The sequence below is a fragment of the Paenalcaligenes sp. DL 309 genome, from assembly GCF_057475285.1.
Genome location: NZ_JBYBKW010000001.1, coordinates 1 through 22797, shown reverse-complemented (window position 1 = coordinate 22797; position 22797 = coordinate 1). Strand labels below are relative to the sequence as shown.

Genomic DNA, 22797 nt, shown 5'->3' with positions numbered 1-22797 from the left:
GGGAACTAATCTATTTGCATTAAAACAATAGCTAAGATTAGTATAGCAATACCAAACACAATAGTGCGGTTCATTGGTTGATCGAGAAACCACCAAGTGGCAAGAGCGGTGCCTGAAATAGAGAGCACCCCCCAAACGGTATAAGCCACAAATAATGGAATACCATGCACCGCTAAGGCTAATAAAGCAAAGGCCCCCATAATTAAAAATATAGAAACCACGCCCCAGATTTTTTTCTTAAAACCCTTTGATAAGGTAAGCGCTAAATTAGCCAGTATATCTAATAGTGCGGAGCCTAATAGGTAGAGCAAGTGAATGCTCATGTTAACGGAGGAAGATTGTTTTCTTCTACCTCTGCTTGGTTATAGCCATGATGTATTACAGCAATACCCATTAAAGATAAAATAATACCCACAGTTTGAGTGGGAGAGATTTGCTCATGCAACCACAAAAAAGAAACAACTGCGATCAGCACCATGCCTATACCTTCCCAAGCGGCGTTGGCAAAAGCAACGGGTATACGAATGGTGGCTCGACTTAAAAGTAAGTAGGAAATACCTACAGCTATCATGGCAGTGGCAGTGCCAGCGATTAAATAACCCTCACTGATGAAAACTTTCATTAACGAAGTCCCTAGGACTTCACCTACAATTGCTAGTGTCAAAAAGACCCAATGCATAAAAACCGTCCAGTTTAAGAACGCTCCATAGAATAAACATAAAGCTATACTAAAGGTTTTAAGGGGTTATGCAAAATCTCTGGGCGTCAATTATTTTGACGCTAAAAGGTATTCACGCATGCGTATTGATCATATTGATTATTTTGTAGCCACTGCTCGATTGGGTTCCATAGCTAAGGCAGCCGCCGCTTTAGGGCGGCAACGCAGCACCGTCAGTATGGCGATTTCTGCTTTAGAAGATGAGCTGGGCGTCGCCCTTTTTGAGCGCACCGGTAATAGCTTGGAGTTATCAGCTATAGGTGAAAGCATCTTAGATGATTGTCATCGTTTATTAAGTTTGAGCTTAGGCATTAAGCAGCGTTGCCTCATGGGAGATCACACCCAGCGTCAAGAATTACGAATAGGGCGTGATGATGCTTTATCAGAAGCTTTTTGGCGGCACATTATTTTGCAATTACGTCAGCGTTATCCGCACTTAAGTTTAAGCATGCGTTTTGCCTCCTCAGATGAATTGCCCGATTTAGTGCGACAGCAACATTTAGATATCGCTTATGGGGTATCTGAAAACTTATATGATCCTGCAGAGGGCCTACACAGGCGTGTTTTAGGGCGTATTGTGATGCGTATGATGATTACTCATGATCATCCCCTTAGCCGGTTGCAGTATGTCACAGATGCAGATTTACGCAGCTTGCCACAAATTACCTATATGGACAGCTCTAATCAAGAGCGTTTTCATATGGAGCATGTAGGCAGTGAGCGCATTGCCTTGAGTAGTTTTGAGTTAGTGCGAGATGCGATTCGAGATGGTTTAGGGTGGGGCTATGTGCCTGAGCCTTTGTTGCAGTTAGAGCAGCGCGATGCTCAAGAATTAACACCATTGCGCCATGGGTTAATGCTTACGGGTTACCCCTATTTGGTGTATAGCCGTGAAGCTTTAGTGAGCTCAGCCACAAATAAAACCTTACTTTCAGAGGTCAATGATATTGTGGCTGAGGCAATGATAGATATTGCTTCTAAAGATTAATCACTATTAGGCGATCTGTAAGCTGCCTATGGCATTCATGGTGAGATCAATCACATCGGCGCCAGTGATGCAAACATAGCGTGGATCTAGTTGTTCTTCACTGAGGCCTTTATTAATCATACAAGACTTACAAACAGCGATTCTACCGTCAAGTTTTAAATAGGCTTCTAGCAGTTCATTGGCCGATTTAAAAGGAGCGCCAATATCAATGGCATTCATGGCTTTTGGTGTGCCTAAGAGTACAGCATCGCCCATTAGTATTAAGGTGGAACTGTGGCCTTTTTCGGCAGCATTTAAAGCCATGGTTAAAGCAATGATGATTTTGTTTTGCTTGCCTGTGGTATCTTCAAATAAAGTAGCAACAAAGTCTGTGGTGCGCATAAGGAATCCTAAAAGAAGAAAGAATAAGAGTTAAACAAGTTTGCGCTGCGCGTACCAGCCACTGATGGTATAGCTTAAAATAGTGGTGCCTATTAAACCAGCAACAAACACACCTGCTATCACAAGCCAATCAATAGGTCCGGCTGCGTCAGTAAAGCCTGATGATGATACTTTTGCCATCAATATTAAGGCTAACACCCCCCCCACCACACCAACTATTTCTGAACCCACTAAACGTTTAGAAGCAATATGCTTTTCTTTAATAAGCAAAGCAATAAAAGCCACTGTGCCGACAATGACAATAAATAAAATTACCCATAATAATGGGCCAAGCATTTCTTGGAATACGGCCAGAAAAACCATAGGATCCATAGATTGCATAATACATTCCTTTTGATCTATTAATAATTAGAGTTATGTCTGTTGCGTTATTAAGGCCAATTATGCTCTACCACGTAACATGCTGATGTAGGTGGGCTTAAGTCCCATGGTTTTCATGACCCAGCTGACCCATAATTCTTCTAAGGGAGCAATCACACCGGGGAAAGAAGGAGTGAGGTTATTGTGATAATCAAATTCTACCAACATGGCGCGGCCTAAACGTGTGATCATGGGGCAAGACGTGTAGCCATCGTAAAAAGCGTCTGTAGTCGTTCCTGCTATTTCGGCGACTAAATGATCCACTGCTACTGGCACTTGCCATTTTACACTGGCCGCCGTTTTACCTTTAGGCACGCCTGCAATATCACCTACGGCAAATATATTAGGGTAACGCGCATGGCGCATATTGTTTCTATCTACTTCTACCCAGCCATCAGCAGCCCATGGGCCATCTTGCCAAGGTAAAGAGCTATTACGTATTGCTTGAGCGGCACGCATGGGTGGAATAACGTTAATAAAATCGTAATCCATGTCTACCGTGCCTTCAGGGGTGGTGAAGGTGGCTATTTGCTTATCTGGATCAATGCTAGAGAGAATATGATTGTAATTTATGCCAATATCACGATCTTCATACAGCATACGTATTTTTTCGTGCACTATAGGCACACTAAACAATGCATTATTATTTGAGTTGTAAATTAAGTTTGCTTTGCTACGATTACCACGACGTACTAAGTGATCTTCAGTAATGAAGGTGTATTTTAAAGGGGCTCCGGCGCATTTCATTTCAGTGTTTGGGCGTAAAAACACACCATTGCCACCGGTGTCAGCAAATTTGTCCAGTAATTGCCAAGTGGCATAGGCTTTTTCAGGGCTGTGATAAATGCTTCCTAACCCCTTTGTGCCAATACGATTTTCATCCATGCCTTCAATGGCGCTGTAATCTAAATCTAAACCTGTGGCTAAAATTAAGTAATCATAGTCAACGGTGGTGCCATCTGCTGTAATGAGTTGATTGGTTTCAGGGTGAAACTCAGCTACGGATTGAGTTATTAACTCTACGCCTTTAGGTATGTATTCTTTGGTGGTGGTTTCTACATATGACATGGGTTTGAGACCCGCGGCAATGAGGGTGAAACCGGGCTGATAATAATGAGCTTTACGTGCATCTAATAAAGTGATTTTTGCGCCATCTAGACGCTGACTTAACAAGTTAGCGGCGCTTAAACCAGCAGCACCTGCCCCTGCTATCACAATACGAGCAGAGGTTTTAGTTTTTGAAGCCGCCTGTACAGAGGGGCTTTTTAAACTGATTGCCGAGCTTCCTGCAGCTAAGGTGCTAAACTGCAAAAAACGACGGCGATTAATCTTTGACATAAGGGCTCCTTAAAGGAAGTGCAGTAATTCTATACTTTATATTATATGTTATTGTATAATGATTATAGGAGCATTAACTGTTAATTTGTCATTTACACTGATTTATAAGGGAATTCCATGAAGAAAAACGTTGGCGGTATAGATAGAGTTTTACGTATTGTGCTTGGTTTGGTGTTGATCGCTTTAACTCTCACAGGCACAATTGGTGTTTGGGGTTGGATTGGTGTAGTGCCTTTGGCTACTGGCTTATTTAAATTTTGTCCACTTTATACATTAGTGGGTATTAACTCATGTCCCATTAGTAAATCGAACAAATAGATGTGATTCATTTTTCAATCGCATTCATTGAAAGTCACCCAAGGGTGGCTTTTTTTGTGCGCTGAAAAGATAAAAAACAACAAAAAGCCCCCTTAGGCTTGTGGCGTAAGGGGGCAAATCTTTAGACCTCTATTTAATAGGGTAGGTGCAAGGCTAGGAAGCGTGTTTGCTTATAATACGCTGTTTGCATGCAGCAACCACCTGAGGCTGGATTTTTTCCAGAAAGGTCAAGCTGGTGTCAGGGTGAATGGCTGACCACGCACCACTAGCGCGATCACTGAATAATGAAGAAGCTTCGGGGAAAAAGGTAGCTACCGTGCGTTTCTTTTTAGGCTGATAGATTTTAACCACACCAGCTTCAGAAATAGTTTTACCTGTAAACGTTTCACCGTCGACCACAAATGTATAAGACATAATAATAAGTTTTCCTTTTTAGCTCTTAGGCACCATTGCCAGGGGCGAGCAAGTCGGATAAATGGCCCCAGATAAAAAGCCCGCATTATGGCGGGCATCTCTATAAGCATTTCATATCAAAATGCTATTGTTAATACTAAGGGCGAAAAGGGTCTTAAGTCAAGGAGTGTTCCAAAAAACCGTCAACAAGAAGTAGGCTACTAAGAGAGAACTTCTTGATATATAACAAGAAGTTATATAAGTGTTATCACGTAGAAATATACGATGAAATACGTTTTTTTATTATTTTTTTACTCTTAAGGTGTTGATATATATGAGTTTTTCTAAGTGTTATTTTTCGTAAAGAAAAAAATCCGCTATATATAAAGGTTTATATGGGAATTGTAGTAATCTAGGTACAATACGATGCATAAGGATAGTAGCAATAAAAAAACTTTATGCTCTAGTCTTGATATCACAATTGTTGTTTACCTTATTGGGAGAGCCTCCATGAATAACATGAGTCGGCGCCAGTTTTTTAAGGTGACAGGGGGTACGCTAGCAGGGTCTAGTATGGCCTTACTAGGTGTAACACCTACACCTGCGGTTGCAGCTGCACGTCAATACAAGTTATTGCGTATGACTGAAACCCGCAGTACCTGTCCCTATTGTTCCGTAGCCTGTGGCATTTTAATTTATAGCTTAGGTGATGGCGCCAAAAACGCCAAACCGTCTGTAGAGCATATTGAGGGTGACAGCGATCACCCCGTTAACCGCGGGACGTTGTGTCCTAAGGGTGCTGGTTTAGTTGATTTTATTCACAGCCCTAATCGTTTGCAGTATCCTGAATATCGTGCCCCTGGGTCTGATACTTGGGAGCGTATTTCTTGGGATGACGCGCTAACACGCATTGCGAAGCTCATGAAAGAAGACCGCGATGCAAACTTTGTGGAAACGGAAGACGGTAAAACCGTTAACCGTTGGACCACCACAGGTATGTTAGCGGCATCAGCCAGTAGTAATGAGGTGGGTTATATAACTCATAAAGTGGCACGTACATTAGGAATGCTTGCATTCGATAACCAAGCACGCGTTTGACACGGTCCGACGGTGGCAGGTCTTGCCCCGACGTTTGGCCGAGGTGCGATGACGAACCATTGGGTCGACATCAAAAACGCCGATGTGGTTTTAGTTATGGGCGGTAATGCAGCCGAAGCTCACCCTTGCGGGTTTAAATGGGTAACGGAAGCCAAAGCACATAACAATGCAAAATTAATAGTGGTTGATCCACGCTTCACACGCTCTGCGTCTGTGGCGGATATTTACGCGCCTATACGCACTGGTACGGATATTGTGTTTCTAGGTGGTGTGATTAAATACCTTCTAGATAACGATAAGATCCAACACGAATACGTTCGTAATTACACGGACTTTTCCTTTGTTGTGCGTGCAGACTATGACTTCGACGACGGTATTTACTCCGGCTATAACGAAGAGAATCGCACTTATGATAAGGATTCGTGGGATTACGAGCTAGGTGAAGATGGCATGGTGGTTGTAGATCGCACCTTGCAACATCCCCGTTGTGTCTATCAGCTATTGAAAAAACACTATGAGCGCTACACACCAGAAATGGTGAGTCGTATTTGCGGTACACCCACTGATAAATTTGAGCAGATTTGTGAGGTATTATCCTCTACCTCCTCACCTGATCGTGCTGGGACGATTTTGTATGCCTTGGGTTGGACGCAGCACTCTATTGGTTCACAAATGATTCGTACTGGTGCCATGATGCAGTTGTTACTCGGTAACATCGGTATCGCAGGTGGTGGTATGAATGCTTTACGCGGCCACTCTAATATTCAAGGTCTAACCGATATTGGTTTAATGTCTAATCTATTACCCGGTTACATGACGTTACCCAATCAAAATGAGCAAGACTTTGATGCTTATATCGCCGCACGAGCTCATAAACCATTACGTCCAAATCAGTTGAGCTACTGGAGTAATTACAAAAAATTCCATGTGAGTTTAATGAAAGCGTGGTGGGGTGATAACGCTACGGAAGCAAATAACTTTGCTTTCGATAACATGCCTAAGCTCGATAAGCTTTATGACATGTTGCAAGTCTATGAGCTGATGGATAAAGGCAAGATGAATGGGTACATTTGTCAAGGCTTTAACCCTTTAGCTGCCGCTCCTGATAAAGGAAAGCTAATCAGAGGTTTTTCTAAGCTTAAGTATCTAGTTATCATGGATCCACTTGAGACGGAAACGTCTGAGTTCTGGCGTAATGCGGGTGAGTATAACGATGTAGACACAGCTAGCATTCAAACGGAAGTTTTCCGCTTACCCACATCCTGTTTTGCTGAGGAAGAGGGCGCGCTGGTTAACTCTGGTCGTTGGTTGCAATGGCATTGGAAGGCTGCCGAACCGCCAGGTGAAGCGAAAACTGATATTAATATCATGGCTCTGTTGCATCGCGCTATTTTCGATTTATATGAAAAAGAAGGTGGTGTATTCCCAGATCCTATACTTAATATCAATTGGCCGTATTCCAACCCTGATGATCCTACCGCTGCTGAGTTAGCAAAAGAGTTAAACGGTAGAGCATTAGTTGATTTACGAAATGCTAATGGTGAGGTCATCCGTAAAGCGGGTGAGCAATTAGCTGGCTTTGGTGAAATGCGTGATGATGGCTCCACCTTAGGTGGTTGCTGGATTTATGCTGGATCCTGGACCGAAGATGGCAATATGATGGCTCGCCGTGATAACAGCGACCCCACTGGCATAGGTCAAACCCTAAACTGGGCTTGGGCATGGCCAGCAAACCGCCGAGTCTTGTATAACCGCGCTTCCTGTGATTTAGACGGTCAGCCATTTGATCCGGCTCGTGAGCTAATTGAATGGAATGGCAGTAAATGGGTAGGAGCGGATGTGCCTGACTACAAGGCAGATGAGCCGCCACGCGATGGCATGGGGCCATTTATTATGAACCCCGAAGGTGTGGCACGTTTCTTTGCTCGCAAAAATATGGCTGAAGGACCTTTCCCTGTTCATTATGAGCCCTTTGAAACGCCTATAGGATATAACCCGTTATATCCTGAAAATGACAAGGCAACGAGTAATCCCGCTGCGCGTGTTTTTGAAGATGTTTGGGCTGAGTTTGGTAAAGCAGACAAGTTCCCTTATGCTGCTACTACGTACCGCTTAACTGAACATTTCCATTATTGGACGAAACACAACATGCTTAACGCTATTACCCAGCCAGAGCAGTTTGTAGAAATTGGCGAAGAGCTAGGTAATGATTTAGGTATTAAAGCCGGTGATATGGTGAAAGTGACTTCTAACCGTGGTTATATCAAAGCCAAGGCAGTCGTGACTAAGCGTATTAAAGGCCTAGATATCGATGGTAAACGAGTGCACCATGTGGGTATTCCTATTCACTGGGGCTTTGTGGGTCTAGCTAAACCCGGGTTCTTAGCCAATACTCTCACCCCATTTGTGGGCGATGGTAACTCGCAAACACCTGAGTTTAAATCCTTCCTCGTTAACGTAGAAAAGGTATAAGGAGATTGTCATGGCATTACAAGCAATGGACATAAAACGTCGCTCTGCGACGACCACTCCTTCGCCGAGTATTCGTAATCCTATTCCTACAACTGAAGGCGTAGCCAAATTAATCGATACTACAAAATGTATTGGTTGTAAGGCATGTCAAGTGGCGTGTATGGAGTGGAATGATTTACGTGATGAAGTGGGTGATAACTACGGTACTTACGATAACCCGAACGATCTAACCGCTGATACTTGGACGCTCATGCGCTTTGCTGAGTATGAAAAAGAAGATGGCGATTTAGAATGGCTTATTCGTAAAGATGGTTGTATGCACTGTGAAGAACCTGGCTGTTTAACTGCCTGTCCTTCACCGGGCGCCATTGTTCAGCACACAAACGGCATTGTAGACTTTAACCAAGCTAACTGTATAGGTTGTGGTTACTGTATTACCGGTTGTCCTTTTGATATTCCTCGAATTTCAGAAAAAGACAACAAAGCCTACAAATGCACTTTGTGTTCTGACCGCGTAGCCGTAGGTCAAGAGCCAGCGTGTGTAAAAACCTGTCCTACTGGAGCCATTGTGTTTGGTTCCAAAGAAGACATGAAACATCATGCAGCAGATCGTATTGTTGATCTACAGTCACGAGGTTTCGATCAGGCTGGCTTATACGACCCGCAAGGGGTAGGTGGTACAAACGTTATGTATGTATTGCACCATGCTGATAAGCCGGAGCTTTATAGCAATTTAGCTAAAGATCCTAAAATCAGCCCCATGGTGTCGTTATGGAAAGGCATAGCTAAACCGTTTGGCGTCGCTACTATGGCGTTGGCGGCATTTGCTGGGTTTATCCATTACATTCGTAGAGGCCCAGTAGAGGTGACTCCTGAAGATGAGTTAGCTGCCGCTCAAGAGGCCCAGAAAGCTAAGGAGGAAACTCATGTCTGATCCTAAAAAGTACTCCATTGTGCGGTACACACCAGGCCAGCGTATAAACCATTGGATCATAGCTATCACCTTTGTGTTGCTAACGGTATCAGGTTTGGCGCTGTTTCATCCTGCTTTCTACTGGATGTCAAATCTATTAGGGGGCGGTGTTTGGACGCGCATTCTTCATCCCTTTATCGGGGTGTTGATGTTTGTCTGTTTCTTTCTTTTTGCAATTCGCTTATGGCGTTTTAATAAAATTACGAAAAAAGACAGAGAGTGGATTGCTGCCACCCCCAAGGTGTTAAAGCATGAGACTGCAGGTGTGCCCGATACCGGCCGTTATAATGGTGGGCAAAAGGTACTGTTCTTCGCATTGATTATTTTAATGCTTGGACTGTTGGCATCCGGTTTGGTGATGTGGCGTGAATACTTCTCTCACTTTTTCGGTTTAGGAGTAGTGCAATTTGCATCACTGCTACACGCATTTTTTGCCTTCCTGATTATTTGTGCAATTATTATTCACATTTATGCCGGGATTTGGGTAAAAGGCTCTATGCGTGCCATGACACGTGGTACGGTCAGTCCCGGTTGGGCCTGGAAAAACCATCGTGACTGGTATCGTAAAATAGTAAGAAACGAAAACGCTGAATAACCGTTTCCGCCTTTCGTTAATATTAGCGTAACGCTAAAATGGCTGCTATCGTTATCTTTTATCGATAGCAGCCGTCTTTTTCTAGGATTCCAGATGCAACGTATTCTCCCGCGTGGTGAGATTGAAGATTTAGATCACACCTATATTCCTCGTGTTTTTGTCGCTAAAGAGCGTTTTGCTTTTCAAGAGCGTGCTAATCGTTTGCGTCAGCTCGCGCCTGAGAGCACAATTAAAGATTATTTATTACTAATGGCTCATGTGGCGGATGCACAGCATGATGCCTTAGAAAAATATACCGATATTCCAGGGCCGGATCCTGAGAAAATTGATCGTGCTCAAGCGCACGGCATGCCACCTTTACAGGCCACAGGTTGGGGGAGAGACCCTCAGTGGTTGGCTATATTGGCAGACATCTTAGCCCACGTAGCTAAGCAAACCGATGTGGCAGATAATGCTAAAGTTATTGCGCAAGCCATTGCCTCTGCAATTAAAGAGCAGCCTGAAGCCTTAGAGAATTTAGCAGATGCTATTTTGGCGCGTTTTGAAGAAGGCATTGATGCAGCCAGTGCGCCCTTTGTAATGGCAGCGTTACAGGTTTATTGGACGCGCTTAGCTGTGGATTTTGATGAAAAACAATTACCGGTAATTACGCCTTTTGGGCTATGCCCGTGTTGTGGTAGTTTACCTGTCTCTTCTGTGGTGCGTATTGGTGGTAAGCGTGATGGCATGCGCTATGCAACTTGCTCATTATGTACTACGGAATGGCACATAGTCCGTGTGACTTGTACTCAATGCGAATCAACCAAAGATATAGCCTATCATTCTATTGAAGAAGGTTCGGAGGCCATTAAGGCGGAGTCCTGCGGTAATTGTAATACGTACCGTAAAATCTTCTATCAAGATAAAGATCATATGGTGGAAGCCGTAGCTGATGATTTAGCTAGCTTAGAGCTTGATATGCTCATGGGCGAAGAGGGCTTTTTCCGTGTTAATGATAATCCGTTGCTATGGCAACAAAACTCGAATGAATAATTATTGATAATTACTATGACTGCTGCCCGTGCTGCTGATATACCTGCTGTAGATCGTCTTTTAAAACAGGCCGATATAGGAGCACTATTGCCGCAGTATGGGCATCAGTTAATCACTAATCAACTGCGTATTTTTTTAGGGCGGTTACGCAAGCAAGCTTTGGCCGGAGAGCTTACTTTAGCGCAGTTGGAAGATAGTCTCATCGTGTCACAATTTAAGGTGCAGTTACAGCAACATATGCAACCAAAACTGCGCCCTATGATTAATTTAACGGGCACCGTTTTACATACAAATTTAGGGCGTGCCTTATTACCGGATGCGGCTATACAGGCCGTAGTCACAGCGATGCAATCGCCTTCAAATCTTGAGTTTGATGTGGCCACCGGTAAACGTGGCGATAGAGATGACCTTATAGAGGAGCTTATCTGTGAGCTCACAGGGGCCGAAGCCGCTACTGTAGTTAATAATAACGCCGCTGCCGTTATGCTCATGTTAAGCACTATGGCAAAGAACAAAGAGGTGGTGGTGTCACGTGGTGAACTAGTAGAGATTGGAGGCGCATTTCGTATACCAGACATTATGAGCCATTCTGGAGCTAAGCTTGTGGAGGTGGGGACTACTAATCGTACCCATGCACACGATTATGAAAATGCCATCACTGAGCACACAAGCATGCTTATGAAGGTACATTGTAGTAATTATGAAGTGGTAGGCTTTACCAAAGAAGTTAAATTGCCACAGCTTGTGGGAATTGGTCATAAACATAATGTGCCCGTTACAGTGGATCTAGGTAGCGGTACTTTAGTAGATTTAGCCCAATGGGACCTACCGCATGAGCCCACGGTACGGCAAACTATAGAAGCCGGTGCTGATGTGGTCACCTTCAGCGGTGATAAATTGCTGGGAGGTCCGCAGGCCGGCATTATTGTAGGTCGTAAACAATACATACAGGCCATTAAGAAAAACCCCTTAAAACGAGCCTTACGAGTAGGCAAATTGACTTTAGCCGCTTTAGAGCCTGTGTTAGCGTTGTACCGTAGTCCAGAGCTTTTAGCGCAGCGTTTAACCACTTTACGCTTATTAACGCGCCCTCAAGCGCAAATGCAAGAGCAAGCGGAGGCTTTATTACCGCATTTACAACAAGCCTTGGGTGCTGAGTATACGGTGGCTACAGCGCCTATGATGAGTCAAATAGGGAGCGGCGCTATGCCCGTCGATGTGTTGCCTAGTTATGGTGTTACGGTGCGCTATACCGGCCCTACTAAGACAGCCGGTAGCGCGATTATGAAAGTGGAGCGTTGGTTACGTAGTTTGACACGGCCCGTGATTGGGCGTATTCAGCAAGATACCTTATTGTTAGATTTGCGATGTTTAACGGCAGCCGATCTGTTGCAACTACAAGCGTTGTGGAGTGAACCCTTAGCATGATAGTAGGTACTGCAGGTCATATTGACCATGGGAAAACCGCCCTGATACGTGCTTTAACAGGCGTGAATACCGATAGGCTACAAGATGAGCAAGTTCGAGGTATTACCATAGCTCTAGGCTATGCGTACCAAGCGTTAGATAGTGGGGAAATCTTAGGTTTTGTGGATGTGCCTGGTCATGAAAATCTGATTCATACCATGGTGGCCGGTGCTACGGGTATTGATTATGCTCTGTTAATTATTGCGGCAGATGATGGTGTTATGCCGCAAACGCGTGAGCACATTGCGATTTTGTCGCTTTTAGGCTTAGAGCAGGGTTGTGTGGTGATCACAAAAAAAGACCGCGCCGATGCCGATCAATTGGCGCAAGTACAGGCGGATGTGCAAGCTTTATTGCAAAACGGTTTTTTAGCACAAGCACCTGTTTTTATGGTGGATAGTCTTTCTAATGAAGGAATTACGGCTTTACATGCCCATTTGCATGAGCAAGCACAGCGTATGGCACAACCAAAGCCGGCAGACCGTTTATTTAGGCTAGCCATAGATCGAGTATTTACCCTAGAAGGACAAGGAACGGTAGTGACAGGTACGGTGCATAGTGGTGTGGCGCATGTTGGGAATAATGAGGCCGATATTCGTCTTATGCCTTCCAATGTACCTATACGTATTCGTAGCATCCATGCTCAAAATCAAAATAGCGTTACGGCCTTGGAAGGACAGCGTTGTGCGTTAAATTTATCTGGGATTGCCAAAGAGCAAATCCAGCGAGGAGATTGGGTAGCAGATGCGCGTTGCTTCATTCCTTCCACGCATGTGGATGTACGTTTAAATTTACTCGATCAGGCAGATGCGGTAATTAAAACCTGGTCTCCTTTGCATGTACATATAGGGGCAGCCCATTATGTGGCGCATGTGGTGCCGTTGAGCCAAGATTTAATTCAACCAGGGCAATCGGCCTTAGCGCAGCTGGTCTTTGATGAACCCATTTGTGCTATGCCAAATGATAGGTTCATTGTGCGCAATGCCCAAGCAAAGCTTACGGTAGGTGGGGGAGTTGTCTTAGACCCGAATGCTCCCGATCGAAAGCGTAGGGCTTTAGCGCGTTTGTCTTGGTTAGATGGAGTGGAAAGTTATTTGTTGGGCAGAGGCTTAGATTTACTTTTACGCCAAGCTCCCTATGGTTTGGAGCAATTGTTTTTACAGCGCTTAACTCAATCCGATGCCAGTATGCCGCAACAGTTAACCCTGCCAGATGCGGCATTATGGGTACAAGCTCCTCGTACAAAAGCGCAAGTGCTTATTCATAATAATGCATGGGAGCAATTATTAGCACGCATTGAAACGGTATTAAGTGAAGCACATGAACGTTATCCGGATGAGCCCGGCATAGAGGCCGCGCGTTTGCGTCGTATGGTAGCACCACGTTGCTCGGATACCTTGTGGTTTGCGGCCTTACATGAGTTAACACAGCGTCAACGTATAGCGCTCAATGGCCCTTGGTATCATTTAACCGCGCATACCGTGAGTTTTAGCCCTGAAGAGGAAATCATCGCTCATAAACTTGTAGGATTGTCTTATGATGGGCAGTTTAATCCGCCCTGGGTGCGAGATATGGCGGCCACTTTAGAAGTGCCCGAAGAACAATTACGCAGCTTAGGGCGTAAGCTTGTTCGTCAAGGGGTGTTGTTTCAAGTGGTACGTGATTTATACTATCATCGTGATCATGTGCTGGAATTAGCCGATTTATTTGCCAGCTTAGCTGGTGAAAAAGGGATTAAAGCGGCTGATTTCCGTGATCATTTATCCTTAGGGCGTAAAAGAACCATACAAATCCTCGAGTTTTTCGAGCGTATTGGCTATACTCGACGTTTGCGGGATCGGCATCTAATCCGTCCCGATAATACCGTATTTACTAAGCCGTAAATAATAGTAATAACGGAGGGCATTCGTATCTGGTGATGCGGCTGGGCTTCAAACCCAGTTGAGGGTGTTAGACACTCTTAGGTAGGTTCGACTCCTGCTGCCTTCCGCCATCTTTTATATTCATCCCTCATGCTTGGCTGCATGTGCAACGTGTTTGCCTTAAATTCGAGTTTCGGAGCCAATTTCATGTCAGAATCTACACCAACTACTGCTGTTCGTCTCACCTCCTTAGCGCATGGTGGGGGCTGCGGTTGTAAAATTTCTCCCGCAGTCTTGTCTGAATTATTAGCAGACATGCCTTCTATGCAGGGCTATGCGAATTTACTTGTGGGTACCGATACCGCTGATGATGCAGCAGTGTATCAGCTCAATGATGAGCAAGCGTTGATCGCTACTACTGATTTCTTTATGCCCATCGTAGATAATCCGTATGATTTTGGTCGTATTGCGGCCACAAATGCGTTATCGGATGTCTATGCCATGGGTGGCACGCCCATTATGGCCTTAGCTATAGTAGGTATGCCTATTAATACCATGAGTAAAAAAGACATTGCTCAAATCCTTAAAGGGGGCGCTGATGTCTGTAAAGCTGCAGGGATTCCTGTGGCGGGTGGCCACTCCATTGACTCTGTAGAGCCTATTTATGGTTTAGCGGCCATGGGTTTGGTGCATCCGCAGCGCGTGCGTAAAAACGCGGCGGCGCAAAAAGGCGATGTACTCATTTTAGGTAAAGGGTTAGGCGTAGGTGTTATGTCGGCAGCGTTTAAGAAAAATCAGCTGTCTGAGGCGGATTACGCCACTATGGTGCACAGTACTACGCAGCTTAATACCCCCGGTATTGCTTTGGGTAGTATGGAAGGGGTGCACGCCATGACAGACGTTACGGGGTTTGGTTTACTGGGCCATGCTTGGGAAATTGCCCGTGGCTCCGCTTTGCATCTACAAATCGATTTTAATGCTTTGCCTTGGTTACCCAATACCGCTGAGCTAGCACATCAAGGTTTTATTACTGGCGCTTCCGGGCGTAATTGGGAAGCCTACGGTGAGCATATTACGTTAGCAGAATCGATTACTGAAACACAACGTGCTATGCTCACAGACCCTCAAACATCGGGTGGATTACTCGTCTCCTGCAACCCCACCGCCGTAGAGGAAGTGCTTGCCTTATTTCAGCAGCAAGGCTTTGCCTCTGCTGCAGTGGTCGGTTCGGTGCAAGACGGTGCTGCGGGTGTTACGGTTGCCTAGAGTGTACTATGCCTAAGGTGCACAGATTAATTACCTTTCAGGCTCTTACTAAAGCCCCTTTCCTGCGGTGGATGGGGGCTTTGTTTTTGGTGATTTTTTGTCACGGCTTGTTTTTACTAGTTCTTAGTAGTAACGTCTATGCGCAAAAAACCGAAGCTCAAGAAATAAAAACAGTAAAAGAAGCTGATTTAAGTTTAGATCAAGCGCGTAATGATTTAAAAAAGATTCAGGAGACGCTTAAAGCACCCGAGAAACCATTGAATGAGGTGCAACTCAATGATTTACGGGATCGTTTAAATAAATTGCAAGCGCAAGCCACGGCGGTAGATAGTGCTTTAAGTCCTTCTTTGGAAAGTAGTAAGGCACGCTTAGCTGAATTAGGGCAAATTGATCCGGATGTGCCTGAGGCGGGAGACTTAAAAAAGCAACGAGATAACCTCACTAAAGAAGTGGCCACTATTGATGGTCAACTGAAAATAGCACGTCTTATATCGGTAGAAGTTAAACAAAGTTTAGAAGACTTAGGTTTGATACGTAAAGAGCAATTTCAAGCAGTATTAGGTCAACGCTTTTTATCCCCCTTTTCTTCAGAATCTTGGCGTCAGATTAAAGAGGATTTCGGACCAGATTTGCGTGCCGCCTATCAGGTTTTTAATGAGATAATCATCAGTGTTGAGCATGTTTCTTTAAAAAGACGGTGGCTTTTAACGGGATTAGCTGCCTTATGGGCATTTAGTTTGCTCTATGTGTGGAAGCGCTTTATGCGTTATTTATTAAAAAGCAGCCAATCCACACGCTTACGGCGCACATTGCTCGCTACGTTTCTTGTTGGGCTATACGTGCTTTTACCTACGGGGATGGTAATAATTTTACTTTCTATCCTTAGTAGTGCCCACGGCTTAAGTGATGAGCTCACATTGTTTGTACAGCAGTTTATAGGTATTTTGGCTTTGGCAGCCTTTATTGCCGGCTTGGGTCGTGCTTTGTTATCGGCTAATAAGCCCACGTGGCGCTTACCGCAACTGCCTGACCCAGTGGCCAAGGCGTTAGAGTGGCTGCCCGTGGTATTAGGCGCTTTCATTCTTCTTATGTGGTCTATACAAAAGATCACAACCTTAGTGAGCTCGAACATCAGCACGCTATTGCTAGTGAATAGCGTGTTTGCCCTTGGATTAAACGCCATAGTGGGCTTAGCCGTAGGCCGGGCACAAAAATATTATAGAGCAGAGGGCAGATTAGAATTAGGTACGCCTTTGGCTACGAGTTTGCATAGTTTAGCGCTTAAAGTCGTTACGTTTGCGATTGCAAGCAGTGTGTTGGCTTGGTTGTTTGGTTATATTGCGTTGAGTAATTTCATTATTCAAGAAGTAGTGTGGCTGGGCACCATTATATTTACCTCTTATTTATTGCTGTGTTTTTTAGACGATGTGGCAGAAGCTATATTAAATAGCTTCAATAAAGAGAACGAAGCAGAGAGGATTACTGAACGTCAATTACGTGCTCGTGGACAGTTTGTGTTGTTAATGGCTGGGGTGTTGAAGGTAGCTTTAGTATTGATGACACTGTTATTGATTTTTTTACCCTTTGGTGAGGACCCCACTGCTTGGTTGCAGCGCAGACTTACCTTTTTATTGAAAGGTTTTGCTTTTGGTGAGGTAACCGTTAAGCCTACTGCTTTACTTTATGCCGGTTTAGTATTGGTAGGTGGTATATGGGTAGTACAGCATTTGCAGCGTTGGTTAGCCGATAAGTATTTACCTTATACTGGTTTAGAAGATGGTATGGGTGCTTCTACAGCGCGTTTAGTGAGTTATGTAGGGTATATGTTGGCTGGGGTCTTAGCCCTATCAACGGCAGGCATTGGTTTTGAGCGGTTGGCGTGGATTGTGAGTGCGTTATCGGTAGGTATAGGTTTTGGTTTACAAGCCGTAGTACAAAACTTTGTCTCTGGCTTATTACTTTTAGCTGAACGCCCTATTAAGGTGGGCGATTGGATATCTATAGGTACAGGGGTGGAAGGGAATGTGCGCCAAATTAATGCTCGAGCTACTGAAATTGAAATGTTCGATAGGTCTACGGTGATTGTGCCTAACTCCGAGCTCATCACAAAAACGGTGAGAAATGTTACGCTCAGTGACCCTTTAGGCCGAGGGCGTATCACCGTTATTATGCCGGTTAATGTTTCAGCAGAACGGGTGCGTCAATGTTTATTTGATGCGGTAGAAAGTACCGAAGAGGTGTTAACAGATCCCGAACCTCTGGTTATTATTGATGGATTTGAGGCGGGGGGGATTGCATACAGTTTATACATTTATTTGTCTTCGCCGCGCCTTATCAATGCCGTGCGCAGTGAGGTGTTTTTTAAAGTGTTAGCCAATTTTGAGAAATCAAATCTAAGTCTACATCCTACCCAGCGTATGGAGATAATAGAGCAAACACACTCTACACTAGACAGTGAGATAGCAACTGAGAAAAAAGAAGAGTAACAAGAGAGTAAAAATATGCGTTTACTAGCAGTGATTATGATAGCAGTGGTATTAGCTGCATGCGGCTCCAGCCCAAAAAAAGGAGCGCTAGGGGGAGGTACAGGGACTTATCGTGTGGTTAAAGGAGATACGCTTTCAAAAATTGCTCGCCAACACGGTCAAAGTGTAAATAGCTTAATGCAGCTCAACAGCCTGCGTAATCCCAATCATATTCGCATAGGGCAAGTATTGCGCGTTAATGGCAGTAGCCGCGCCGCCCCGTTGCCTACCGCAGGTAGTTCTACGGCACAAACACCTAAGGCCACCACGGGCAAATCGGTGGCCGCACCGCGATCCATCAAACTTGTGTGGCCTGCTAATGGCTCACACCGTAGAGGTACAGGGGCGCAGTCGCAAGGAGTATTTATTAAAGGCGCCAAAGGCAGTCCTATCCAAGCCGCAGCTGCGGGTAAGGTCATGTATGCTGGGCACGGCTTACGGGGTTATGGCAATATGATTATTATTAGTCACGATGATAATTTTATGAGTGTATATGCTCATAATGACAGCTTGAATGTCAAAGAAAATCAATCCGTGAAACAAGGGCAAACCATTGCAACTATGGGCAGCTCTGATACCAGCCATGTACAGCTCTACTTTGAACTGCGCTATAATGGTAAGGCGGTAGACGCCACGCGTTACTTGCCAGCAAATTAAATATTATGCCTCAAGCAGTTATTGCCAATACACTTAGGTTTTTAGCGTCAAGTCACCGGTTTTAATCCAGCCTTGACGCTGCATCCACCACATCATCACACCGCACAATACAGCAGGTAATAAAAAGTGCAACAGCCCTATGGCTAGCCATACGTCGCTACTATCACCCATGGCTGCTAAGGTGCCTACTTGACCTACAAAACCGCTGGTGCCCATGCCTGCTCCTGTAGGCACGTTCTGCATTTTAAAGACCAAGGTCCCTATGGGGGCTAATAGAGCTGCTGTAAGCATAGGGGGTATTAAAATCAGTGGATTACGTACTATATTAGCCAGTTGCAGCATACTAGTGCCTAAGCCCACACCTAATACACCTGAAGGGCCGTTATCTCTGTAACTCATGGTGGCAAAACCTATCATCTGGGCGCAGCAGCCTATGGTAGCAGCGCCAGCAGCCAAACCCCCTAGATTTAAAGAAATAGCGACAGCAGCACTAGAAGTCGGACCGGTAAGTAATAAACCCATGACTAGCGCAATCACAATACTCATAAAAAAGGGCTGTAACGTCATGGCCCATTCAATGGTTTGACCCGTGGCACGCATTAAATCCCCCAGATAAGGTGCCATCCATTGAGCTGCCAACATACCGCTGATGAGCGCGGTAGCAGGGGTGATGATAATATCAATAGGCGTAGTTTTACTTACGAGTTTACTAAGTTCACTACTGATGGCTACTGCTACAAAGGCACCTATAGGGCCGCCTCCTACACTAATAGCAAGTGAGCCCACCATGGCACTACTGAAGATCACCATTGGTGGCGCTTGAAGACCATAAGCGACTCCCACCCCAATAGCGGCTCCTAAACCCGCCTGCGCTAAAGCCCCAATTTCTATGAGCCACGCTAGATCTAACCATGTACCCACCGTTTTAAGTATGAGCCCAATAATTAATGAACTGAATAACCCTAAGGTCATAAAGTTCATGGTTTCTACCCCATAACGGCGTAGGGAAAATTCAATATTTTTACGGGTTAAAAGTGAGCGCATATTATTAAACTCATATTGAGCATAAGTTGTGATGGAGTACCTATTGTATATATTTCAGCGGCTTTGTGTAGATTTCGCTTGAAACTGTAGTAGGCAGGATACAATGGAGCTTATTTAGTATTATTTTAATTAGGTATAAGTATGACCGCTTCTTCATTTCCTCAACTGCCATTGCAAGCAGCCCTGTTAGATACGCTTGAGCAGTTGCAATACCATCAAATGACCGCCATTCAAGAGCAAAGTTTACCGCTTATACTTGAAGGTCATGATGTGATTGCGCAAGCGAAAACCGGTAGTGGTAAAACAGCGGCCTTTGGTTTGGGTTTATTACAAAAAATTGATACACAACGCTTACGGCCTCAGGGTTTGGTGTTGTGTCCTACCAGAGAGCTTGCTGGCCAAGTAGCTGAAGAGCTTAGACGCTTAGCACGTGGCATTCCTAATATGAAAATTATGACGGTAACGGGTGGGGTGCCGGTGCAGCGTCAAGTGGATTCCTTAGCGCATGGTGTGCATATTATTGTGGGCACACCAGGGCGCATCATTGATCACATAGATACGCAATCCATTGATTTACGCTCTGTGCACACCTTAGTTTTAGATGAAGCTGATCGTATGATTGATATGGGGTTTTATGAGGATATGAGCCATATAGTAGCGGCTTGTCCACCGCGACGCCAAACCTTGCTATTTTCTGCTACGTATCCTGACACCATTGGTAAAGATGCAACGATTTTTTTACGTGATGCGGTGCATGTGACGGTGGAGTCGCAAGTAAGTGCAGCACAAATTGAGCAGCATTTTTATGAGGTACCTGAGTCTGAGCGATTTGATGCGGTGGTGTCTTTATTATTAGAGTATGAGCCTAGTTCCACCTTGGTTTTTTGTAATACTAAAGCCAATTGCGATAGTCTTACCCATTATCTACGCAGCTTAGGTTTCAGTGCTTTGGTGCTGCATGGAGATTTAGATCAGCGAGATAGAGACGAGGTTTTAATCCAATTTGCGAATCATAGTTGTTCTATTTTGGTGGCTACTGATGTAGCAGCCAGGGGGTTAGATATTGCAGAATTACCCGCGGTGATTAACGTAGAGTTACCCCATCAGCCCGAGGTGTACACGCATCGTATAGGGCGTACGGGTAGGGTAGATCAAAAAGGAATGGTCTTCAGTTTATGTGATCAGTATGATCACGCCTTGTTAGATCAACTGGCTAGTCAGCGTGATGCTCCCATTGCTTTCGAAGTAATACCTCAGGCTAAAAGTCAGATTAAACCTCAAAAAGCACCCATGCAAACCTTAGTAATTATTGGAGGTAAGCGTGATAAAATGCGTCCAGGAGATATCTTGGGAGCTTTTACGGGTGATGGTGGCTTATCTAAAGAGCAAGTAGGTAAGATTAATGTGGGAATGGTGGTGACGCATGTGGCTCTTGATAGGCGTGTGGCACAAAGCGCAGTCAACCGCGTGCAAGAGGCGGGTATTAAAGGGAAAAACTTTAGGATGCATTTTGTGCGTAATTGATAAATCAATAATTATTAAAACAACATAGACAATGTAAATGATAATCGCTATCATTCACATGACGGTTATATTAAACTTATCAGGCTATTAAGGAAAAATGATGAAAGGTAATACATGGGTTGTAAGTGCGGCGGCAGCACTTTTACTGTTTGGTACAGCGGCGCAAGCCGATGATGATCGTCCAGCTCACTTTAAAGGCGCGAGCGTTAGTAGTTGGAGTGAAGCTCAAGATAATCTGACGAAATACAATAACGAGCTGGCCGATATTCTAGCGCAGGATAAATTATCCCCTCAAGATGGCGTTAAAGTACACGAGCTCACATACAGCTTAGAAAATGCCTTAGAGTACATGGAAGAGGCAATTGATGAATTAGCTGAGCAGCTGGAAGAAGTACATGTGGCTTCAGAGAAAAACGAGCTAGATACCATTAAGAATAAAGGGATTATTTATTTAGAAAACGTCAAAGTACTGCAAAATAAATAGTATGAAAAATCATACAGTTAAAATCGGTGCTTGGTCTGAGTTACAGACCGAGGCCACCGCAGTGCGTTATGCAGTTTTTGTGAAAGAGCAGCAGGTACCACTTCTTATAGAAATGGACAATGCAGACGTTAATAGTTTGCATGCTGTTGCCTATGAGGGCCGCGTACCTATAGGCACAGCTCGTTTGTTACCCAATGCGCATATAGGTCGTATGGCCGTATTGGCTGAGTATAGAGGGCAGGGCGTAGGTGCTTTAATTTTACAAAATCTAGTGAAGGCAGCCAGCAAACAAGGACACAAAAAGGTGTATTTATCTGCTCAAGTGCATGCGTTGGATTTTTACACTCGTTATGGTTTTGAGCCGTATGGTGAAATTTATCAAGAGGCAAACATAGCGCATCGTATGATGCGCTATGAGTTTTAGTTTTTATCTAATTATTTTGAGTAGTCCATTTTTCAACTAGTTCTGGGTGGTTAGTTACCCACTTTTTGGCATTTTCGTAAGGGTCTGTGTCGGTTTGTTCATTCATTAAGATAACTTCACCCATGTCGTCTGCCGTCCAGTGGAAATTATCCAAAATAGCGTAGGCTTCAGGTGTAATCCCCCCTTTTTAGCCAGTACTTATTCATAGAATAAATTAAAGGGAACAGATTAGTTGTGTTGGCGGAATACCGCCAATCGCTGTATTGGGTCTTTCATTGTTATAAATCCATAACCATTCGGTGGCAAGATGCTGTGCCTGCTCAACGCTTTCAAACAGATGTAAATCTAACCATTCATGGCGTACCGTGCGATTAAATCGTTCAATGTACGCATTTTGCGTTGGCTTACCCGGTTGAATATATAACATCGTAATCTCATGTGTTGTTGCCCATAAAATGAGCTCTTTAGAGATATATTCCGGTCCATTATCACATCGGATTGCAGCGGGCTTCCCACGCCATTCAATGACCTGTTCGAGGACACGAATGATGCGTGAGGTGGGCAAGGAAATATCCACTTCGATGGCTAATGCTTCCCGATTGTAATCATCCAGCACATTAAATGTGCGTAATTTCCTACCATCCTCTAAACTGTCAGACATAAAATCCATCGACCACACTTGATTCATCTGGCTTGGCACACTCAAGGCATCCGGCTTATCGCGTGTTAAGCGACGACGCGGTTTAATGCGTAAATTGAGCTCTAGCTCACGGTAAATACGATACACACGCTTGTGATTCCAACGATAGCCTTTCACG

23 protein-coding genes and 1 tRNA gene are annotated in these 22797 nt (G+C 44.5%); 15 read left to right on the top strand and 9 right to left on the bottom strand.

From position 1 onward, the window contains the following. Positions 1-5: 5 nt before the first annotated feature. On the bottom strand, positions 6-323 hold the full coding sequence (locus AC2UZJ_RS00120; protein WP_486948095.1) for an SMR family transporter: 318 nt from the start codon (positions 321-323) through the stop codon (positions 6-8). Continuing rightward, positions 320-679, bottom strand: a complete 360-nt coding sequence (locus AC2UZJ_RS00115; RefSeq protein WP_486948094.1) for a DMT family transporter — start codon at positions 677-679, stop codon at positions 320-322. Before AC2UZJ_RS00115 ends, AC2UZJ_RS00120 begins: the two co-directional genes overlap by 4 nt. 118 nt (positions 680-797) lie before the next feature. Between AC2UZJ_RS00115 and AC2UZJ_RS00110 the strand changes: the two genes are divergently transcribed. Further along, a complete protein-coding gene (locus AC2UZJ_RS00110) occupies positions 798-1706 on the top strand; it encodes a LysR family transcriptional regulator (RefSeq protein WP_486948093.1) in 909 nt (302 codons plus the stop codon). Between the two features lie 6 nt (positions 1707-1712). Here AC2UZJ_RS00110 and AC2UZJ_RS00105 read toward each other — a convergent pair whose 3' ends face one another. The 3 genes from AC2UZJ_RS00105 to AC2UZJ_RS00095 are packed head-to-tail and all read right to left on the bottom strand — an operon-like array spanning position 1713 to position 3845. After that, complete coding sequence (locus AC2UZJ_RS00105) at positions 1713-2087, bottom strand: DsrE family protein (protein WP_486948092.1); 375 nt, start codon at positions 2085-2087, stop codon at positions 1713-1715. A 30-nt stretch (positions 2088-2117) separates the two neighbouring features. After that, positions 2118-2468 carry a DUF5368 domain-containing protein gene (locus AC2UZJ_RS00100; RefSeq protein WP_486948091.1) on the bottom strand — a complete coding sequence of 117 codons (351 nt, stop codon included), beginning with the start codon at positions 2466-2468 and terminating at the stop codon, positions 2118-2120. 60 nt (positions 2469-2528) lie between these two features. Next, on the bottom strand, positions 2529-3845 hold the full coding sequence (locus AC2UZJ_RS00095; RefSeq protein WP_486948090.1) for an NAD(P)/FAD-dependent oxidoreductase: 1317 nt from the start codon (positions 3843-3845) through the stop codon (positions 2529-2531). A gap of 117 nt (positions 3846-3962) precedes the next feature. On the opposite strand from AC2UZJ_RS00095, the gene AC2UZJ_RS00090 reads away from it, so the two are divergent. Next, positions 3963-4163 carry a YgaP family membrane protein gene (locus AC2UZJ_RS00090; RefSeq protein ID WP_486948089.1) on the top strand — a complete coding sequence of 67 codons (201 nt, stop codon included), beginning with the start codon at positions 3963-3965 and terminating at the stop codon, positions 4161-4163. Positions 4164-4316: 153 nt separating this feature from the next. Here AC2UZJ_RS00090 and AC2UZJ_RS00085 read toward each other — a convergent pair whose 3' ends face one another. Further along, the gene (locus tag AC2UZJ_RS00085) at positions 4317-4577 is read right to left on the bottom strand and encodes a hypothetical protein (protein WP_486948088.1); all 261 of its coding nucleotides are present in this window, start codon (positions 4575-4577) and stop codon (positions 4317-4319) included. A 489-nt stretch (positions 4578-5066) separates the two neighbouring features. Here AC2UZJ_RS00085 and fdnG point away from each other — a divergent pair, with 489 nt between their 5' ends. The 10 genes from fdnG to AC2UZJ_RS00035 all read left to right on the top strand — a co-directional run bounded on the left by fdnG (position 5067) and on the right by AC2UZJ_RS00035 (position 18503). Then, positions 5067-8126 (top strand): formate dehydrogenase-N subunit alpha, encoded by a 3060-nt coding sequence (fdnG, locus tag AC2UZJ_RS00080; RefSeq protein WP_486948087.1) that lies wholly within the window; start codon positions 5067-5069, stop codon positions 8124-8126. 10 nt (positions 8127-8136) lie between these two features. Continuing rightward, the gene (gene fdxH, locus AC2UZJ_RS00075; RefSeq protein WP_486948086.1) at positions 8137-9060 is read left to right on the top strand and encodes a formate dehydrogenase subunit beta; all 924 of its coding nucleotides are present in this window, start codon (positions 8137-8139) and stop codon (positions 9058-9060) included. Continuing rightward, complete coding sequence (locus tag AC2UZJ_RS00070; RefSeq protein WP_486948085.1) at positions 9053-9694, top strand: formate dehydrogenase subunit gamma; 642 nt, start codon at positions 9053-9055, stop codon at positions 9692-9694. The genes fdxH and AC2UZJ_RS00070 overlap by 8 nt, the downstream gene beginning before the upstream one ends. A 93-nt stretch (positions 9695-9787) precedes the next feature. Next, positions 9788-10726, top strand: a complete 939-nt coding sequence (gene fdhE / locus AC2UZJ_RS00065; RefSeq protein ID WP_486948084.1) for a formate dehydrogenase accessory protein FdhE — start codon at positions 9788-9790, stop codon at positions 10724-10726. Between the two features lie 15 nt (positions 10727-10741). Beyond that, a complete protein-coding gene (gene selA, locus AC2UZJ_RS00060) occupies positions 10742-12154 on the top strand; it encodes an L-seryl-tRNA(Sec) selenium transferase (protein WP_486948083.1) in 1413 nt (470 codons plus the stop codon). After that, entirely contained in the window at positions 12151-14076 is a 1926-nt protein-coding gene (gene selB, locus AC2UZJ_RS00055; RefSeq protein ID WP_486948082.1) for a selenocysteine-specific translation elongation factor, read from the top strand. Before selA ends, selB begins: the two co-directional genes overlap by 4 nt. Before the next feature lie 14 nt (positions 14077-14090). Continuing rightward, positions 14091-14186: transfer RNA gene (locus AC2UZJ_RS00050), tRNA-Sec, on the top strand. A gap of 76 nt (positions 14187-14262) precedes the next feature. After that, positions 14263-15321, top strand: a complete 1059-nt coding sequence (gene selD / locus AC2UZJ_RS00045; RefSeq protein WP_486948081.1) for a selenide, water dikinase SelD — start codon at positions 14263-14265, stop codon at positions 15319-15321. Between the two features lie 8 nt (positions 15322-15329). Next, positions 15330-17807, top strand: a complete 2478-nt coding sequence (locus tag AC2UZJ_RS00040) for a mechanosensitive ion channel domain-containing protein (RefSeq protein WP_486948080.1) — start codon at positions 15330-15332, stop codon at positions 17805-17807. Between the two features lie 15 nt (positions 17808-17822). After that, a complete protein-coding gene (locus AC2UZJ_RS00035) occupies positions 17823-18503 on the top strand; it encodes a peptidoglycan DD-metalloendopeptidase family protein (RefSeq protein WP_486948079.1) in 681 nt (226 codons plus the stop codon). A gap of 33 nt (positions 18504-18536) precedes the next feature. Here the strand turns inward: AC2UZJ_RS00035 and AC2UZJ_RS00030 are convergent, their stop codons facing one another. Further along, a complete protein-coding gene (locus tag AC2UZJ_RS00030) occupies positions 18537-19547 on the bottom strand; it encodes a PTS sugar transporter subunit IIC (RefSeq protein WP_486948078.1) in 1011 nt (336 codons plus the stop codon). A 141-nt stretch (positions 19548-19688) separates the two neighbouring features. Between AC2UZJ_RS00030 and dbpA the strand changes: the two genes are divergently transcribed. From dbpA to AC2UZJ_RS00015, 3 genes are all read left to right on the top strand, one after another. Continuing rightward, positions 19689-21071, top strand: a complete 1383-nt coding sequence (gene dbpA / locus AC2UZJ_RS00025; RefSeq protein ID WP_486948077.1) for an ATP-dependent RNA helicase DbpA — start codon at positions 19689-19691, stop codon at positions 21069-21071. 97 nt (positions 21072-21168) lie between these two features. Then, on the top strand, positions 21169-21555 hold the full coding sequence (locus AC2UZJ_RS00020; RefSeq protein WP_486948076.1) for a DUF6746 family protein: 387 nt from the start codon (positions 21169-21171) through the stop codon (positions 21553-21555). A 1-nt stretch (position 21556) separates the two neighbouring features. After that, positions 21557-21979, top strand: coding sequence for a GNAT family N-acetyltransferase (locus tag AC2UZJ_RS00015; protein WP_486948075.1), 423 nt, complete (start codon positions 21557-21559; stop codon positions 21977-21979). Positions 21980-21986: 7 nt separating this feature from the next. Here the strand turns inward: AC2UZJ_RS00015 and AC2UZJ_RS00010 are convergent, their stop codons facing one another. Next, complete coding sequence (locus AC2UZJ_RS00010) at positions 21987-22157, bottom strand: glycine betaine ABC transporter substrate-binding protein (protein WP_486948569.1); 171 nt, start codon at positions 22155-22157, stop codon at positions 21987-21989. 36 nt (positions 22158-22193) lie between these two features. Further along, positions 22194-22797, bottom strand: a 604-nt coding sequence (locus AC2UZJ_RS00005; protein ID WP_486948074.1) for an IS3 family transposase, incomplete at its 5' end; no start/stop codon positions are given.

Coding starts and splice junctions, on each gene's coding strand:
- AC2UZJ_RS00120 (WP_486948095.1), bottom strand. CDS start 323: ATGAGCATTCACTTGCTCTACCTATTAGGCTCCGCACTATTAGATATA.
- AC2UZJ_RS00115 (WP_486948094.1), bottom strand. CDS start 679: ATGCATTGGGTCTTTTTGACACTAGCAATTGTAGGTGAAGTCCTAGGG.
- AC2UZJ_RS00110 (WP_486948093.1), top strand. CDS start 798: ATGCGTATTGATCATATTGATTATTTTGTAGCCACTGCTCGATTGGGT.
- AC2UZJ_RS00105 (WP_486948092.1), bottom strand. CDS start 2,087: ATGCGCACCACAGACTTTGTTGCTACTTTATTTGAAGATACCACAGGC.
- AC2UZJ_RS00100 (WP_486948091.1), bottom strand. CDS start 2,468: ATGCAATCTATGGATCCTATGGTTTTTCTGGCCGTATTCCAAGAAATG.
- AC2UZJ_RS00095 (WP_486948090.1), bottom strand. CDS start 3,845: ATGTCAAAGATTAATCGCCGTCGTTTTTTGCAGTTTAGCACCTTAGCT.
- AC2UZJ_RS00090 (WP_486948089.1), top strand. CDS start 3,963: ATGAAGAAAAACGTTGGCGGTATAGATAGAGTTTTACGTATTGTGCTT.
- AC2UZJ_RS00085 (WP_486948088.1), bottom strand. CDS start 4,577: ATGTCTTATACATTTGTGGTCGACGGTGAAACGTTTACAGGTAAAACT.
- fdxH (WP_486948086.1), top strand. CDS start 8,137: ATGGCATTACAAGCAATGGACATAAAACGTCGCTCTGCGACGACCACT.
- AC2UZJ_RS00070 (WP_486948085.1), top strand. CDS start 9,053: ATGTCTGATCCTAAAAAGTACTCCATTGTGCGGTACACACCAGGCCAG.
- fdhE (WP_486948084.1), top strand. CDS start 9,788: ATGCAACGTATTCTCCCGCGTGGTGAGATTGAAGATTTAGATCACACC.
- selA (WP_486948083.1), top strand. CDS start 10,742: ATGACTGCTGCCCGTGCTGCTGATATACCTGCTGTAGATCGTCTTTTA.
- selB (WP_486948082.1), top strand. CDS start 12,151: ATGATAGTAGGTACTGCAGGTCATATTGACCATGGGAAAACCGCCCTG.
- selD (WP_486948081.1), top strand. CDS start 14,263: ATGTCAGAATCTACACCAACTACTGCTGTTCGTCTCACCTCCTTAGCG.
- AC2UZJ_RS00040 (WP_486948080.1), top strand. CDS start 15,330: ATGCCTAAGGTGCACAGATTAATTACCTTTCAGGCTCTTACTAAAGCC.
- AC2UZJ_RS00035 (WP_486948079.1), top strand. CDS start 17,823: ATGCGTTTACTAGCAGTGATTATGATAGCAGTGGTATTAGCTGCATGC.
- AC2UZJ_RS00030 (WP_486948078.1), bottom strand. CDS start 19,547: ATGCGCTCACTTTTAACCCGTAAAAATATTGAATTTTCCCTACGCCGT.
- dbpA (WP_486948077.1), top strand. CDS start 19,689: ATGACCGCTTCTTCATTTCCTCAACTGCCATTGCAAGCAGCCCTGTTA.
- AC2UZJ_RS00020 (WP_486948076.1), top strand. CDS start 21,169: ATGATGAAAGGTAATACATGGGTTGTAAGTGCGGCGGCAGCACTTTTA.
- AC2UZJ_RS00015 (WP_486948075.1), top strand. CDS start 21,557: ATGAAAAATCATACAGTTAAAATCGGTGCTTGGTCTGAGTTACAGACC.